The organism is Pseudomonas sp. A (assembly GCF_056270345.1).
This window is the reverse complement of sequence record NZ_CM149873.1, coordinates 3,280,289-3,298,234: the sequence shown is the minus strand read 5'-3', so window position 1 is coordinate 3,298,234 and position 17,946 is coordinate 3,280,289. Positions and strand designations below refer to the sequence as shown.

The 17,946-nt window shown below is 69.0% G+C and carries 4 protein-coding genes (1 of these 4 running past the window's edge); all 4 read right to left on the bottom strand.

Going from position 1 to position 17,946, the window contains the following annotated elements; genetic code table 11:
• Positions 1-27: 27 nt before the first annotated feature.
• Positions 28-501, bottom strand: a complete 474-nt coding sequence (locus AC0MAZ_RS14690; protein ID WP_186714554.1) for a MarR family winged helix-turn-helix transcriptional regulator — start codon at positions 499-501, stop codon at positions 28-30.
• Between the two features lie 956 nt (positions 502-1,457).
• A complete protein-coding gene (locus tag AC0MAZ_RS14685) occupies positions 1,458-3,461 on the bottom strand; it encodes a MacB family efflux pump subunit (RefSeq protein ID WP_203646999.1) in 2,004 nt (667 codons plus the stop codon).
• Between the two features lie 2 nt (positions 3,462-3,463).
• Positions 3,464-4,618, bottom strand: a complete 1,155-nt coding sequence (macA, locus tag AC0MAZ_RS14680; RefSeq protein WP_234563129.1) for a macrolide transporter subunit MacA — start codon at positions 4,616-4,618, stop codon at positions 3,464-3,466.
• A 66-nt stretch (positions 4,619-4,684) separates the two neighbouring features.
• Positions 4,685-17,946, bottom strand: partial view of an amino acid adenylation domain-containing protein gene (locus AC0MAZ_RS14675; protein WP_475858312.1) — the 3' portion only. It continues 1,264 nt past the right edge of the window; 13,262 of the gene's 14,526 nt are visible here — the last part of the coding sequence; its start codon lies beyond the right edge, outside the window — the gene reads right to left on this strand; the stop codon is at positions 4,685-4,687.

Genomic DNA, 17,946 nt, shown 5'->3' with positions numbered 1-17,946 from the left:
AATACCTTGGAAGATGCGTGACAGGGATCAACGATCGCCGAAGCGGCGGATCGTCAGCGGGTCGCCGGCGTTGATCAGGACCTTGGCGAGCAGTTGCTCGAGGGTCTTGAGTTCCTCGGGCTGCAGCACGCCGACCAGTTCGTTCATCGCCGCCGCGCCGACCTGCGGGAGGCGGTCGGCCAGGCGCTGGCCATCGGCGGTGAGGGCCAGGCGCACCTGGCGGCGGTCGTCGGGGCAGCGGTTGCGCAGGATCAGGCCCTTCTGCTCGAGGCGATCGAGCATGCGGGTCATCGAGCCGCTGTCCAGGCCCAGGTAGCGGCACAGTTCGGCCGGGGTGTCGACCTGGTACTGGGTGACGATGATCAGCACCTTGAACTGGGCGGCGGTGACGCCGTCGGCTTCCAGGTGCCAGTCGAGGATGCGGTCCTTGAGGAGTGCGGCGCGGCCGAGCAGCATGCCTATGGCGCAGGTCTGGAAGGTTTCCGGAGTGTAGTGGGGCATTGGGGCTGCTCGTTGAATTGTGTGAAAATATTACTGCTTAGGCAGTGAATGTCAAAGCTTTGATTAGGGGGCTAAAGGAATTTTTTTGTTTGGAGTCAGGATTGGATGTGATTGTTTTGAATTTTGCATTCATATTCTTTGAATATGTCGACATCTAGTCACCTTTCCGCCCTTACGGCGGGTCCCTTTTTGAAGGATCAAAAAGGAACCAAAAAATCCTCGCTCCATTCATACGGCCCCTGCGCTGCGCTCCGGGGTTCCCTCGCTCCGTTCTTGCTCCCGGGAGGACCGCGCTGAACGCCCCATCCTGGGGCGCAGCGCTTGACGGCCATCCATGGCCGTCACCTCCCTGCGCAAGAACTCCGCTCGGCCTCCTGAAGTCGCAATTGGCGGCGCCTGAACTACCGCGCGCTTAGAAGCAAGAGCAAGAGCAAGAGCAAGAGCAAGAGCAAGAGCAAGAGCAAGAGCAAGAGCACGAAATGCGAAGTTAGTTGTTTGAGCATTAGTTATGCATCGGTTGTTCCGGCCCTTTCGCGGGGCAAGCCCGCTCCTACAGCGTGGGAGCGGGCTTGCCCCGCGATGTGATCGAGAGATTAATTAAGCTCCCACTAGCGACAGCTGCGCGAGTCCAGGCGCCGCCCGTAACTTCGCGACTTCAGGAGGCCGAACGCAGGACTTGCGGAGGGAGGTGACGGGCATGGATGCCCGTCAAGCGCTGGGGCCCAGGATGGGCCCTGCAGCGCGGTCCTCCCGGGAGCAAGGCCGGAGTGAGGGAACCCGGAGCGAAGCGTAGGGCCGGATGAATGGAGCGAGGCGGCTTTGGTTACTTTGGCCAAGACCAAAGTAACCCGCCGTAAGGGCGGAAAGGTGAATAAGCGTCGACATCAAAAATGAATGCGCATACAACTTCCAATACCAACCCAACCCCAACTAAAACCAACTCAAACCATCATATTTTAATCCCGAGCCAGCGCCTCAATAGGATCCAACCGCGCCGCATTCCGAGCCGGCACAAACCCAAACACAATCCCAATCAACGTAGAACAAACAAACGCCGTAACAACCGACCCCAACGAAAACACCATCTCCCACTGCTTGACAAACAAGGCAAACAGATACCCGATCCCATAGGACAACCCGATCCCGATCACCCCACCGATCAGACAGACCATCACCGCCTCCACCAGAAACTGCTGCCGGATATCGGACTGCCGCGCCCCCACCGCCATGCGAATGCCGATCTCCCGGGTCCGCTCGGTGACCGACACCAGCATGATGTTCATCACCCCGATCCCCCCCACCACCAGCGAAATCACCGCGATCAGCGACAACAGCAGGGTCAGCGAGCGGCTGGTCTTCTGCACGGTCTGCATGATGCTGTCGAGGTTGTTGGTGAAGAAGTCCTTGGTCCCATGCCGCTGCAGCATCAGCTTGTTGACCTCCTCCTCGACCCGCTTGCTCGGCATGCCATCCTTGATCCGCACGCTGATGCTGTCCAGGTGGCGCTGGCCGAGCACCCGCCCAGCGGCGGTCTCGTAGGGCATCCACACGTTCAGCGTGTTGCCGGCGACGAACAGGTTCTTGTTCTCGGCGGTCACGCCGATCACCGTGCACGGCAGCTTGCCGACCAGGATCACCTGCCCCAGCGGGTTGACCCCGTCGCCGAACAGGCGCTTGCGCGTGTTGTGGTCGATCACCACCACCTGCGCCTGGCGCCGGGCGTCGTCGGCGCTGAACACGATCCCCGAGGCCAGCGGAATGTTGCGCACCTGGAAGTACTGCTCGCTGACGCCGTTGAGCTGCACGTCGGCATCGATGTTGCGGTAGCGCACCAGCGAGCTCTGGCCGATCACCGGAGTGGCGCTGTCGACGTAGTAGAGCGCGTTGAGCGCCGTCACATCCGCCGGCATCAAGGTCTCGATGGCCTTGGCCCGGCTGTCGCCGAAACTGGTGCCCGAATAGATGTCGATGGTGTTGCTGCCGATCGCCTGGATGTCCTTGAGCACGTAGCCCTTGGCGCCCTCGCCGATGGCCGAGATCGACACCACCGAGGTGATGCCGATGATGATCCCGAGCATGGTCAGCAAGGTGCGCATGCGGTGCGAGACCAGGGCGATCCAGGCCATCTTGAAGGCCTCGCGGAACAGGCCCAGGCTTGCCACCAGCCGCCGCGGCGCCTGCTCGACAGCCGGCGTGGCCTCGGCGGCTGGCGCCGGTGTCTCGGGTCGGGTGCGGCGGTCGCTGACGATCTGCCCGTCACTGACCTCGATGATCCGCTCGGCATGGGCGGCGACCTTGGGGTCGTGGGTCACCAGGATTACCGTGTGCCCGGCAGCGTGCAACTCCAGCAGGATGTTCATCACCTCCTTGCCGCTGGCGGTGTCGAGGGCGCCGGTGGGTTCGTCGGCAAGGATCACCTCGCCGCCGTTCATCAGCGCCCGGCAGATGCTCACCCGCTGCTGCTGGCCGCCGGACAGCTGGCTCGGCCGGTGGGCCAGATGGGTGCCCAGGCCCAAACGCCCCAGCAGTTCACGGGCACGGGCATGGCGTCCGGCCTGGGGCACGCCGGCATAGACCGCCGGAATTTCCACATTGCGCAGGGCATCCAGGTGCGGCAACAGGTGGTAGCGCTGGAAGATGAAGCCGAAATGGTCGCGGCGCAGCGCAGCCAGGGCGTCGTCGTCCAGGTCGCGGGTTTCCTGGCCGCTGACCTGGTAGCTGCCGGCGCTGGCATGGTCCAGGCAGCCGAGGATATTCATCAGGGTCGACTTGCCCGAGCCCGAGGCGCCGATGATCGCCACCAGTTCGCCGGCATGGATCTGCAGGTCGATACCCTTGAGCGCCAGGAACTCACGGTCGCCGGCCATGAAGCTGCGGCTGACCCCCTGCAGGCGCAGCAACGGCTGCTTCTGGTCAGCAGGCCGCGCCAGGTGCGGTGAAAGCTCGACGGTCATGTTCATGCTCACGCCCCCGCCTCGCCCGACACCGGCTCGCCGATCACCACCCGATCGCCTTCGGCCAGGCCACCCTTGACCTGCACCTTGACGTTGTTGTTGATCCCCGCCTGGACCTTGCGCACCTGGGCGAAGCCCTTGCCGTCGATCACCCGTACCGGGAAACTGCCGTCGGCGTCGCGCGGCCCCAGCGCCGCCACCGGCACGGTGAGCACGCCCTGGGCGGTGTCGAGGACGATGCGCACCTGGGCGGTCATCGAGATGCGCAGGCGGTGCTCGGGGTTGGGTACCTCGAACAGTGCGTTGTAGAACACCGCGCTGGCCTGCTTGGCCGCGCCGCTGTTCTTGTCGCTGCTTTCCAGGTAGTTCTGCGGCGCAGGCTCCGTGCCGCGCAGCTTGGCGTAATAGCGCTGGTCATCGCCGAGGATGGTGAAGTACACCTGCTGGCCGGGGCTGATGTGAATCACGTCGGCCTCGGACACCTGGGCCTTGATGGTCATGGTGTCGAGATCGGCCAGCTTGAGGATCACCGGCGCCAACTGGTTGGAGATCACCGTCTGGCCTTCCTGGGTGACGATGCCCACCACATGGCCGTTGATCGGCGCGACGATGCGGGTGTAGCCGAGGTTGACCCTGGCGGTGTCGATCTGCACCCGGGCGCTCTTGATCTGCGCGTCCAGCGAGCGCAGGTTGGCCTGCTGCACCTCGAACTCGGACTCGGCACTCTCGAAATCCTGGCGCGAGATCGACTCGTCGTCCTGCAGCACCTCGTACCGCTCGTAGACCCGCTTGGCCTGCTTGAGCTTGGCCTGCACCGAGCGCCGCTCGGCCTGCAGCTTCTCCTCGTCGACCTCGGCCTGGCGCAAGGTGTTCTGCGGCACCAGCGGGTCGATCTCGGCCAGCCACTGGCCCTCGCTGACCTTGTCACCGAGCTTGACCTTCAGCGACTTGAGCTGCCCGGAAACCTGGGCACCGACGTCTACCTGGCGGATGCCCTCCAGGGTGCCGGTGGCCAGCACCGCGTTCTCGATGTCGCCACGCTCGACCGTGGCGGTGATGTACTGCGGCGGCTTGGCCGGGGCCTGCACCGCGTACAGCACGATGCCGGCGACCAGGGCCGCGGCGACCCCAAGGGTGATCTTGCGAAACTTCGTCTTTTCCATAAAACCGTTCTTCCAGAATCCGATGAGGTCCCGTGGGCGCGGGCATGCCCCGCGCCCACGACGGTGTTACTGCTTCACCCTGCCGTGATGCAGGGCCTGCCCGTCATGCCACCACGCCGCCAGGCTGAACACATCCGGCACCTTGAGGATGCTGAAATGGTTACCCGGCCCCTGCCACACCTCCAGTTGCGGCAGCCAATCGCGCCAGCCCTCCTCCATGGCCTGCTGCTCGCGCTGGTTGCCGGCGACGTCCAGACTCGGATCAGCCACCAGCACCAGCCGCGCCAGGCCGTTGAACCCACCCTCGGGACGGTACACCGTGCGCAGGGCCGTGGCGAAGGTCCGCGCCACGCCCTCGAGTGCCTGCGCCGAAGAGCGTGACGGCATCAGGCCGACCCGCACCATGGCCGCGTGCAACTGGCGCAGTTGCTCCTGATCGTCGGCTTCGGCAAAGGCCGCAGGTTCGATGCCCAACGACTTGCCGGTGGACAGTTGCAGCGACTCGATCAGCCGCTGCAGGGCCTGGGTAAAGGTGTACGGCTTGCCGCAACTGCCCCCCGCGCCTGGCGCCTCGCTGTCGACCAGGGTCAGGGAGCGCACTTCGCGCCCTTTGGCCTGCAAGCGTGCCGCCATGGCGTGGGCCACCCAGCCACCGAACGAATGCCCGACCAGGTTCAACGGACCCTCGGGGTACAGCGCCTCGATGGCCCGGACATGGCAGTCGGCGGCGGCCTCCACTGTGCTGTGCGGCACCTCGCCCGCGGCCAGGCCCCGGGCCTGCAGGCCATGCACCGGCCAATCCGGCCCCAGCGCCTCGGCCAGGCCGATAAAGCTGGTCACGCTGTCGCCGGCCCCCGGCACGCAGAACACCGGGACATGGGACGGCGTGCCGCTCTGGATCGCCAGCAGCGGCTGGTGTGTCGGCCGAACGCCACCGGGTGCGGCCTGCAACGCCTGCGCGATGGCCTGGCCCAGCACCGCCGCTTGCGGATCCTGCACCATGCTCTGGTGATCACCCGGCACGCTCAGGCAATGCAACGCCTGCCCCGGCAAGGCCTCGGCCCAGCCCAGGGTCGGGCTGTCGGTGACGATGCCGGCGCTGCGCTGCTCGGCCACGAACAGGTGCAGCGGCACCGGCAACGGTGCCAGCCGGTAGTGGGCCAGGGCATGCCCATGGGCCAGGTGACGCTCGAAGAAGTGGCGCAATTGCCCGTCGCTGGCCTGGACCAGGCCGGGCACCAGCAGCTGGCGATCACGGCAGTGGGCGAGCAGTGCTTCGAACGCCAGCGCCCCGGGCTGCAATGCCTCGATCTCGGCCAACTGCGCCGCCCCCGCCTCGCCCTGGGCCTGCCAATGCACCCGGCAATGCAGCAACAGCTGCCCTTGCAGCAGGTGCGGCCCTTGCCAGCGCGCCTTGCCCTGGTCGCTCAGGCGCGGCACGTAGGTGTCGATCAGGCCGACGAAGGCCACCGGCTCGTCCGCGCCCAGCAACTGCGCGGCCACCTCGTAGGCCAGCACGCCGCCGAACGACCAGCCCGCCAGCCGATACGGCCCGTGTGGCTGCACGGCGCGGATCCGCCGTACCAGGCGTGCCGCCAGACACTCCATGGTATTCAGCTGCGCCTCCCCAGGGGCGACGCCAGCCAGGCCGTAGACGGGGAAATCACCTTCGATATGCCGCCCCAGGACCGGGAAGTACAGGTCCAGGCCACTGAACTCGTGGATCAGGAACAAGGCAGGCTGGCTGCCTGCGGCGCGCACCGTGACCAGGCCTTCGTCCTCGTGCGCACCCTCGCCCAGGCGCGCTGCCAGGGTGGCGATGGTCGGGTGCTGGAACAGCTCCGCCAGGGTCGTGTGCAGGCCGGCCTGGCGCATCTCGCCTACCAGGCGGATCGCCGACAGCGAATGCCCGCCCAGTTCGAAGAAGCTGTCATGCCGCCCCACCCGCTCGACCTCCAGCACTTGCGCCCACAGCGCGGCCAATGCCTGTTCCACCGGTGTTGCAGCGGCCTCGAACACCGCCACGGCCAGGTCCTGCGCGCCCGGCAGCGGCAGCGCCCGGCGGTCGACCTTGCCATTGTTGGTCAACGGCAACGCCTCGAGCGCGACGAACGCCGTCGGCAACATGTACTCCGGCAGCCGTTCGCGCAGGAAACCGCGCAACGCCACGCCGTCGAGGGCCGCGTCGGTACGGGTGTACCAGGCCACCAGGCGCAGCGGTCCCTGCTCCAGGCGCAGGGCCATGACCACGACCTCGTCCACGCCCGGGCACTGGGCCAGGTGCTGCTCGATCTCGCCCAGCTCGATACGGAAACCACGGATCTTCACCTGGTCGTCGGTGCGCCCCAGACACTCCAGCTGGCCGTCATCACGCCAGCGGGCCAGGTCGCCGGTGCGGTACAACCTCGCGCCGGGCCCAGCACCGAACGGGTCGTCGAGGAAACGCTCGGCGGTCAGTTGCGGGCGATTCAGGTAGCCCAGCGCTACGCCGTCGCCGCCGATGTACAGCTCGCCGGTCACGCCTTCGGGCAGCAGGCGCCCGTGCGCGTCGAGTACATAGGCCGTGGTATTGCCGATCGGGCCGCCGATCGGCACATGCTCGGCGCCGTCGGCCACGGCCCGCACGGTGCAGGCGGTGGCAAAGGTGGTGGTCTCGGTGGGCCCGTAGCAGTGCACCAGGCGCAGGTTCGGCGCCCGCGCCAGCAACGCCCGGAAGCTGGCGGGCTCGCCACGCTCGCCGCCGCACAGCAGGACCCGCAGCCCGGCCAGGGCCTCGGGGATCAGCTGCACATACTGGTTGAACAGCGCCGTGGTGACGAACATCACGCTGGCGCCACCCTGGCGCAACGCGGTGGCGAACTGCGTTGGCTCGACCAGGGTCTGGTGATCGATCACCAGCACCTGGCCACCGTTGAGCAGGCCGCCCCAGACATCCAGGGTGGCGGCGTCGAACGCCGGATTGGAGACGAAGGCGAAACGGTCGCTGGCATCGAAGTCGGCATAGCCGTTGTTCAGCACCAGCCGGGTGATGCCGCGGTGAGTCACCCGCACCCCCTTCGGCGTGCCGGTGGAGCCCGAGGTGTACATCACATAGGCCACCGCGTCGGCGTCCTGCGCCAGGTTCGGGTTGTGCGCCGGCTGGTCGTCGAGGGCCAGGCAGTCCAGGTCGATGCGCCGCGCCTCGCATTCCGCCGCCAGGCTGCCGAGGGTCAGCAGCGCCACGGCCTGGCAGTCCTGGACCATGAACGCCTGGCGTTCGGCCGGGGCGTTGATGTCCAGCGGCACATAGATGGCCGCGCACTTGAGCACGGCCAGCTGCGCCACCAGCAAGGGCAACGAGCGCGGCAGCAGGATCGCCACCGGATCGCCTGCCGCCACGCCCTCGCCGATCAGCCAATGGGCCAGGCGGTTGGCCTGCTCGTTGAGCTCGCCATAGGTGAGCTGGCGTTCATCGTGGCGCGCCGCCAGCGCCAGCGGGTGCCGCGCCACCTGCTGCTCGAACAGGCGCTGCACCGGCAACGCTCGCGGGTAATCACGTTGCGTGGCGTTAAAGCCCACCAGGAGCCGCCGGCGTTCCTCGGCCGGCACGATCTCCAGCCGTTCCAGGCCTCGTTCGGGATCCTGAGTCAGGGCCTCGACCAGGTTTTCCAGGGCCTGTTGCAGATAACCGCACAGTCGTCGCGCATCCAGGCCCGGCGCACACTGCGCGGTCAGGCCGAAGCCTTCGCCCAGGTCATCGATGCTCAGGGCCAGCGGGTAGTTGCTGCGTTCCTCGGCATGCAGCAGCTCGATGCCTTCCCAGGCGCGCCCAGCTGCACCGTCACGGAGCAGGGCCGTGGCACTGTGGCGGTAGTTGAGCAAGGCGCTGAACAGCGGCGCGCCGGCCGGCAGCGCGCTGCAACGCTGGGCCAGGGCCAGTTGCGCATGCTCGTGCACCAGCAGCCCGGTAAGCCGGCGGTGGGTGTCGAGCAGCGCCTCGCGCACCGGCAGGCGGCCCACCTCCAGGCGCAGCGGCAAGGTGTTGATGAACACGCCCAAGGCGCGCTCCACGCCTTCGCCACCCTGCAGGCGACCGAGCAGCACGGTGCCGAACACCACGCTGTCGCGCCCCGACAACTGCCCCAGCACCATCCCCCAGGCCAGGTGCATCAGGCTGGCGGCGCTGACGCCCAGCAGCCGCGCTTGCTCGCGCAGGTGTCGCGCCAGGCCGTCGTCCAGCAGTATCCGGGCTTCGGCCTCGGCGCCCTGATGAGCCAGCGGATGCGGGCCATAGGGCAAGGTCGGCTCGTCGATGTCGCCCAGCTGTTCGCGGAAGAACGCCTCGTGCTCGGCCTCGCCCGCGCCTTGCAGCACCTGGGCGATGTAGTTGCGGTACGGCACCGGCGCGGGCAACTGGCGCTGCTCGCCGAGCAGGCAGGCCTGCAGTTCGGCGCGCAGCACATCCTGGGCCACGTGGTCCATGACCAGGTGATGGAACAGCAGGGTCGCGGTGATGCGCCCGCTGGCCGGGTCCTGGCTGTGCAGCAAGCGCAGCATGGGTGCGCGGGTCAGGTCCAGGCGCAAGACCTGCGGCGCCCCCGGCGACACCTCCTGTACCGGCAGCGATGCCTGGCGCCACACCACCTGCACGGGTTCGGCGAGGCCGTCCCAGTACAGCGAGGAACGCAGGATATCGTGACGGGCGATCACCTGGTCCAAGGCCCGCTGCAGCGCCTCCAGCCGCGCGCGGTCGGCCACGGCGAAACGCGCCTGCAACAGGTACGGATCATCCCCCTCGCTGGCCAGGTGGTGGTAGAGAATCCCCGCCTGCAACGGCCCCAGCGGGTAGATGTCCTGCACGTTGGCGGCGCCGCCCGGGACCTGGGCGACGATGCGGTCGATGGCCGCCTGCTCCAGCGCCACCAGCGCCAGCAGGTCCGGTGTGATGCGGCGGCAGTCGACGCCAATACGGTTGGCCGGCACCCGGGTCCCGCCATGCTGGCCCAAGGTCGCGGCCAGGGCGGCCAGGGTCGGCTCGGCGAACAGCACGCGGATGTCCGCCTCCAGGCCTTCGGCACGCAGGCGGGCGATCAGGGTCACCGCCAGCAGCGAGTGGCCACCCAGTTCGAAGAAGTGGTCCTGGCGCCCTACCCTCGGCACGTTCAGCAGCTCGGCCCACAGTGCCGCCAGATGGGTCTCGGCTTCCCCTTGCGGCGCCTCGTAGGCACGGCTGAGCACGGCCTCGGCGCCGGGCTCGGGCAGCGCCTGGCGGTCGAGCTTGCCATTGGCGGTCAGCGGCATGGCCGGCATCGCCACATAGGCCGACGGCACCATGTAGTCTGGCAGCTGCGCCAGGGCATGCCGACGCAACGCCTCGATCCCGGGCGCGTCGTCGTGGGCGGTGAACCAGGCGACCAACCGCTCGCCACGCAGCAGCACCGCAACTTCACGAATCGCGGGATGACTGGCCAGGCAGGCCTCGATCTCGCCCAGTTCGATACGCAGGCCATGCAGCTTGACCTGGAAGTCGTCGCGGCCGAGGAACTCCAGCTCGCCGTCGGCGCGGCGGCGCACCAGGTCGCCGCTGCGGTACAGGCGCTCGCCGACCACGAACGGGCTGTCGCCGAAGCGCTCGGCGTCCAGTTCCGACAGGCCCAGGTAGCCACGGGCCACGCCGACGCCGCCGATGTGCAGCTCGCCCACCACGCCACGGGGCACCGGCAGGCCGTTGCGATCAAGCACGTACAGCCGGGTATTGGCGATCGGCCGGCCGATCGGTGGCGCGCTTTCAGGCAGCGGTTGCCCGGGCTCCAGGGTCCAGACGCTGCAATCGACGGTGGCCTCGGTCGGGCCATAGACGTTGTGCAGGCGTACCTGCGGCAGGCGCTCGCGCACCTGTTGCAGTAACGTCGTGGTCAGCTCGCCGCCGCCGCAGACGATATCGGTGAGGCTGTCGCAGGCCGCGCTGGCCCCAAGGGCGAGGAATTGCTGCAGCAGCGCCGGCACGAACTGCACCACGCTGACCTGCTGGCGCTGGATCAGCGCCGCCAGGTAGGCCGGATCGCGCTGGCCGTCCGGACGCGCCAGCACCAGGCGCAGGCCGGCGCACAGCGGCCAGAACAATTCCCACACCGAGGCGTCGAAGCTCACCGGGGTCTTGTGCAGCAGCGCGCCCTCGACGGTCGGGGCGATCAGCCGCGAGCTCCAATGCACCAGGTTGCACAGGCTGCGGTGCTCGACCATCACCCCTTTCGGCGTGCCGGTGGAGCCGGAGGTGTAGATCACGTAGGCCAGGTGGCGGGCACCCAGGCCGCTCACCTGCGGATTGTCCGGCGACTGGCCGGTCCAGGTCGGCTGGTCAAGGTCCAGGCGTGGCACGGCACTGTCGATGAAGCGCCCGCGGCTGCCGGCATCCACCAGCAACGCCAGCGGCGCGCTGTCGGCAAGCATGTAGGCCAGGCGCTCGTCGGGGTAGCCCGGGTCCAGCGGCACGTAGGCGCCGCCGGCCTTGAGCACCGCCAGCAGCCCGACCAGCAGTTGCGGCCCACGGGCCAGGCACACCGCGACCCGGCTGTCGGCGACCACGCCCTGGGCGATCAGCTGATGGGCCAGGCGGTTGGCCGCCTCGTTCAGTTGCCGGTAGCTCATCTGGCCGTCCTCGGCCTGCAGCGCCAACGCCTGCGGCATACGCGCCACCTGCGCCTCGAACAACGCCTGCACCGGTTGCTGCAAGCCGCCGACCAATTCGCTGGCATTGCAGGTCACCAGCTCCTGGCGACGCTCGGCGGCGCCCAGCAGTTCGACCTTCGCCGGCACCGCCTGGTCGCTGCCGGCCATCGCCCACAGCAGTTGCTCCAGGTAGCCGACATGGCGTTCGATGGTCGCCCGGTCAAACAGTGCCGTGGCGAACTCCAGGGCGCCGCCGTAGCCGTCGGCGGTCTCGCCCAGGCTCAGGGTCAGGTCGAACTTGGCGAAGATCTGCGCGCCGCCCAGCGCCTCCAGTTGCAGGTCGCCCAGTTGCAAGGCCTCGCCCGGCACGCCGTTCCAGGCCAGCGACACCTGGTACAGCGGGGTATGGGCCAGGCTGCGCGGCGGGTGCAGCAGTTCCACCACCTGTTCGAACGGCAGGTCCTGATGGTCCTGGGCCTGGCTGACACAGGCCTTGACCCGGGCCAGCAGCGCGCCGACGTCGGGCAGTCCGGCGGTATCGATGCGCAGGGCCAGGGAGTTGACGAACAAGCCGATCAGCCCTTCGACCTCGGCCTGCCGACGGTTGGCCACCGGTGTGCCGATCACCACCTCGGCCTGGCCGGACAGGCGCGCCAGCAGCACCGCCCAGGCGGCGCCGAACAGCATGAACGGGGTGACCCCGTGGCGCAGGCACAGCGCCCTGAGGTCTTCGCTCAGACGCCGGTCCAAACGTATCTCGACGCGGTCACCCTGGTAGTCCTGGCGGGCTGGCCGTGGCCGGTCGGTGGGCAGGGTCAGCAGCACCGGCGCGCCGGCCAGGGCCTGTTGCCAATATTCGCCCTGGCGCTGCAGCGCGTCGCCGGCCAGCCAGCGGCGCTGCCACAGGGCGTAGTCGCCATACTGGATCGCCAGCGCCGGCAGCGGATCGTCGCGCCCTTCGCTGAAGGCCTGGTACAGCGCCGCCAGCTCCTGGGTGAACACGCCCATCGACCAGCCGTCGGCGACGATATGGTGCAAGGTCAGCAGCAGCACGTGATGCTCTGCCGCCAGACACAGCAGGCGGCCACGCACCGGCAACTGGTGCGCCAGGTCGAAGGGCAGCAGCGCCTCGGCCTGCATCAGTTCGGGCAGCTGCTGCGCGGCGCCGCGCAGGTCGTGCCAGGCCAGGGCGAAGCCGCCGCGGCCCGGGGCCACGCGTACCCTTGCCTCGGCGCCTTCCTGGGTGAAGTGGCTGCGCAGGCTCTCGTGACGCTCGACGATGCGCGCCAGTGCCTGCTCCAGCGCCGCGCGGTCCAGCGGGCCGTGCAAGGCCAGGCCCAGGGGAATATGGTAGGCGGCGCTGGCATCGTCCATCTGCGCCAGGAACCACAGGCGCTGCTGGGCGAACGACAGCGGCAGGGACTGGCCACGGGGCGTCGGCTCGATGGCCGGCAGCACCTCGCCACCGCGCTCGGCCAGGGTCGCCGCCACCGCCAGCAGGCGGTCGTCGCCGAACAGCTCGCCCAGCGACAGCTCCCGACCCAGGCGCACCCGCACCTGGCCGACCATGCGCATGGCCAGCAGCGAATGGCCGCCCAGTTCGAAGAAGCGGTCCTGGCGCCCTACCCGTTCCAGCTGCAGCAGCTCGCACCACAGTTCGGCCAGGGCCATTTCCAGCGCGCCCTCGGCAGCCTCGTGGACCTGGCTGGCCGACGCCTCGCGCTCGGGCAACGGCAGCGCGCGACGATCAACCTTGCCGTTGGCGGTCAATGGCCAGGCATCCAGGCGCACCAGGGCCGTCGGCACCATGTAGCCCGGCAAGCGCTGTTGCAGGGCGGCGCGCAGGGCGCCGACCGGCTGCGCCTCAGGGCCGGCGATGTAGTAGGCCACCAGGCGCGGCTGGCCGGGCTGATCCTCGCGGGCCAGCACCAGCGCTTCGGCGACGCCAGGCAAGGCCAGCAACTGCGCCTCGATCTCCCCCAGCTCGATGCGCAGGCCGCGCACCTTCACCTGGTCGTCGTTGCGGCCCAGGTAGTCCAGGGTGCCGTCAGCGTTCCAGCAGGCCAGGTCGCCAGTGCGGTACATGCGTGCGCCAGGCTGCTCGCTGAACGGGTCGTCGAGGAAGCGCTCGGCCGTCAGATGCGCACGGTTCAGGTAGCCCCGCGCCACCCCGACACCGCCCACGTAGAGCTCGCCGGTCACGCCACACGGTACCAGTTGCCGCGCCTCGTCCAGCAGGTAGACCCGGGCATTGGCGATAGGCCGGCCGATGTCCAGCGCCCCGCCCGGCAGCACCAGGCCGGAGGTGGCGACCACCGTCGCCTCGGTGGGGCCATAGTTGTTGACCACGACGCAGCCGGGGTCGCGGGTGAACTGGCGCAGGCGGTCGCCACCGATCAGCAGGGTGCGCAGGGTCGGATGGCGCAGCCCCTGGGTGAAGGCATATTCGGCGACCGGTGTCGGCAGGAAGGCCACCTTCAGCGGTTGCTCCAGCCACCAGGCCAACAGGCCGTCGAGCTGCTCGTTACCCAGCTCGGCCGGTGGCAGGTGCAGCACCGCGCCGGCGCACAGGGCCGGCCAGACCTCCCAGGCCATGGCATCAAAGCCGAAGCCGGCGACGCTGGCAGTGTGCTCGCCGGCGCCCAGCTCGAAGGCCTTGCAGTGCCAGTGCACCAGGTTGGCCAGGGTACGGTGCTCGACCATCACGCCCTTGGGCTGCCCGGTGGAGCCGGAGGTGTAGATCACGTAGGCCAGGTGGCTGGCCAGCAGGCCGGACAGCTCGGGATTGTCCGTACGCGCCGGCCAGTCCGCCCGGTCCAGGGCCAGCACAGGCAAGGTCAGCCCGTCCAGGCGCGCCAGCAGCGCCTGCTGGGCCAGGACCACCACGGGTGCGCTGTCCCCGAGCAGGTAGCGCAGGCGCTCATCCGGATGCGTCGGGTCCACCGGTACATAGGCGCCACCGGCCTTGAGCACCGCCAGCAGCGCCACCAGGGTATCCAGGCCGCGCCGGGCGACCACCGCGACCCGGTCGTCCGGCCCTACGCCGCGTTCGATCAGGTGATGGGCCAGGGCGTTGGCGCGCTGGTTCAGCTCGCCGTAGCTCAGGCGTGCATCGCCGGCCACGGCGGCCAGCGCCTGCGGGGCACGGGCCGCCTGGGCCTCGATCAGGGCCGGCAGGGTCTGGCCGACCGGGAATGTCCGGGCACTGTTGTTGAAGGTGTGCAGCAGGCGTCGGCGTTCGGCGCCGCCGACCAACTCCACCTCGGCCAGAGGCACCTGGTCGTTGGCGATCATTGCCCGCAGCAGACGCTCGAAGTAACCGGCGAAACGGCACACGCTGCTTTCATCGAACAATGCCGTGGCGTACTCGAGGCTGCCGACCAACGCCTCGCCCTGCTCGCCCATGCTCAGCGACAGGTCGAACTTGGCCACCTGGTTGGCCTGGGCCACGCCCTCCAGGCGCAAACCCGCCAGGCTCGGCGCGACGCCCTCGGTGGCCAGCCAGTTGAGGGTGGTCTGGAACAACGGCGTGTGGCCGAGGCTACGCGCCGGGCGGACGATCTCCACCACCTGCTCGAACGGCAGGTCCTGGTGCGCCTGGGCGTCGAGCAGGCGTGCCTTCACCTGGGCCAGCAGGCGCTCGCTGCTCGGCGCGCCCGACGTGTCGATGCGCAGCGCCAGGGTGTTGACGAACAGCCCCACCAGCGGCTCCAGCTCGGCATGGCCGCGTCCGGCCACCGGGCAGCCGACCACCACCTCTGTCTGCCCGGACAGGCGCGCCAGGGTCGCGGCCCAGGCACTGAGCAGCACCATGTACAGTGTTGCCTGATGCCGCTGGGCCAGGGCCCGCAGGCCGGCCCCCAGTCGCGCATCCAGCTGCAGCGCCAGGCTGGCGCCGCTGAAGTCCTGGCGTGGCGGTCGTGGCCGATCACTCGGCAGGCTCAGCAGGGTCGGCGCGCCATCCAGGGCCTGGCGCCAGTAGTCGGCCTGGCGTTGCAGTTGCTCACCGGCCAGCCAGCGTCGCTGCCACACGGCATAGTCGCCGTACTGGATGGCCAGAGCCGGCAACGGATCGTCCAGGCCCTGGCACATGGCCGGGTACAGCGCGCCCAGCTCACGGGTCAGCACGCCGAGGGACCAGCCGTCGGCGACGATATGGTGCAGGGTCAGCAGCAGCACATGGTGCTGATCCTCCAGGCGCAGCAGGCTGGCGCGCAACAGTGGTCCTTCGACCAGGTCGAACGGCGCGCTGGCCTCGTCCTGCAGGTGCGCTGCCAGGTCATCGGGCGCCAGGCTCAGGCGCCGCAGCCAGCCCGGTAGCGGCGTGGCGGCGATGTGCACCTCGGCGCTGTCGCCTGCGGGTACGAAGCGGCTGCGCAGGCCTTCGTGGCGCGCGACGATGCACAGCAGGGCACGCTCCAGCGCGTCGGCATCCACCGAGCCACGCAGGCCCAGGGCCAGCGGCACGTTGTAGGCCTGGCTGCCGCCCTCCAGCTGGGCCAGGAACCACAGACGCTGCTGGGCGAACGACAACGGCAGGGGCTGCTCGCGGGGCACCGCGACGATGGCCGGCAGCGCGCTGTGCCCGGCGCTCGCCAGCACCTGGGCCACGGCGGCCAGTTCGGGGTTGGCGAACAGCTCGGCCAGGGTCAGCTCGACGCCAAGGTGCAGGCGCACCTGGGAGACCATGCGCATGGCCAGCAGCGAATGGCCACCCAGGGCGAAGAAATGGTCATGCCGGCCAACCTGCTCCACCTGCAGCAGTTCGGCCCACAGCTGGGCCAGGGCAGTTTCCAGTTCGCCCTCGGGGGCCACGTAGCCACGCTCGAACAGCGCCGAACGCTCAGGCGCCGGCAAGGCGCGGCGGTCGAGCTTGCCGTTGGCGGTCAGCGGCAGCGCCTGCAGGGCAACGAAGGCCACCGGCACCATGTACTCCGGCAGATGGGCCAGCAGTTGCGTGCGCAGGACCTCGGGCAAGGGTGCCTCGAGGCCGGCCTGCGCGGTGAAGTAAGCCACCAGGCGCGGCTGGCCAGGCTGGTCCTCGCGGGCCACCACCACGGCCTCGCCGATGCCCGGCAGGCTGTTCAGGCGGTTCTCGATCTCGCCCAGTTCGATGCGTACCCCACGGATCTTCACCTGGTCGTCGTTGCGTCCCAGGTAATCGAGGGTGCCGTCGGCCAGCCAACGCACCAGGTCGCCGGTGCGGTACATGCGCGCGCCCGGCGTTGCCACGAACGGATCGTCGAGGAAGCGCTCGGCGGTCAGCTGCGGGCGGCCAAGGTAGCCACGGGCGACCCCGGCGCCGCCGATGTACAGCTCGCCCGCCACGCCCAATGCCACCGGCTGCAACCCGGCGTCGAGCACGTACAGGCGGGCATTGTCCACGGGGCCGCCGATGTGCAGCGCGCCCCCCGCCTCCACTACCCCGGAGCTGGCCACCACGGTGGTCTCGGTCGGGCCGTAGTTGTTGACCACGGCGAAGGTCTGGGTGCGGTTGAACTGGCGCAGGCGATCGCCGCCGATCAGCAGGGTGCGCAGGGTCGGGTGCCCGAGCTGATGGCTGAAGGCGTATTCGGCCACCGGCGTCGGCAGGAAGCTGACATCCAGCGGTTGGTCGCGCCACCAGGCCAGCAACGCATCAAGGTCCTCGTGGCCTTCGCCGGCAGGTGCCAGGTGCAGGGTGGCCCCGGCGCACAACGCCGGCCAGACCTCCCAGGCCATGGCGTCGAAGCCGAAGCCGGCCAGGCTCGAAGTGTGCCGGCCCAGGCACAGGTCGAAGGCCCGGCAGTGCCAGTCCACCAGGTTGTTCAAGGTGCGGTGCTCGACCATCACCCCCTTGGGCTGCCCGGTGGAGCCCGAGGTGTAGATCACGTAGGCCAGGTGTTCCGGTCCCAGGTCGGCGACGGCTGGATCATCCAGCCGCTGCGGCCAGTCAGGCTGATCGAGCGCCAGCACGGGCACCGTGATCCCATCCAGGCGGCCGCGCAACGCTTGTTGGGTCAGCACGGCCACAGGCGCGCTGTCGTCGAGCAGGTAGCGCACACGCTCGTCCGGATGGGCCGGGTCCACCGGCACGTAGCCGGCGCCGGCCTTGAGCACCGCGACCAGGCCAATCAGCGTGTCCAGGCCACGGCGGGCGAACACTGCCACGCGGTCGTCGGGGCGCACGCCGAGGCCGATCAGGTGGTGAGCCAGGGCATTGGCGCGCTGGTTCAGTTGCTGATAAGTCAGCGACTGCTCATTGGCAGTGGCGGCCAGGGCGTGGGGATGGGCCTGGGCCACGGCCTCGATACGCCGATGCAACGGACCGTGCGGCTGTTCGATGCCCGGGGTCTGGTTGAAGGTTTCCAGCAGTTGCTCACGCTCGTCGGCAGGCACCATCGGCAGCGCCCTGACTTCAGCGGTGGACGTCGCCGCAAGCAGGCTGCGCAGGGTCTGCTCCAGGTAGGCACAGACACGCCGTGCCGGCACCTCGGGGCTGGCCAGCAGGGTCAGGCGCAACGCTTCGCCGAAGTCGTCGACGCTCAGGGTCAAGGGGTAGTTGGTGGCCTCGGCGGCGTGCACGATCTCGATCCCGGCCCAGCCGGCGCGCAGCACCGCTTCGGAGCCCGAGGCCGCGCTGTGGCGGTAGTTGAGCAAGGCATTGAACAGCGGCGTCGGCGCCGCCACGCCGCTGCAGC

Bases quoted from the DNA above. Each gene is read 5' to 3' on its own strand.
- AC0MAZ_RS14685 (WP_203646999.1), bottom strand. From the start codon at position 3,461: ATGAACATGACCGTCGAGCTTTCACCGCACCTGGCGCGGCCTGCTGAC.
- macA (WP_234563129.1), bottom strand. From the start codon at position 4,618: ATGGAAAAGACGAAGTTTCGCAAGATCACCCTTGGGGTCGCCGCGGCC.
- AC0MAZ_RS14690 (WP_186714554.1), bottom strand. From the start codon at position 501: ATGCCCCACTACACTCCGGAAACCTTCCAGACCTGCGCCATAGGCATG.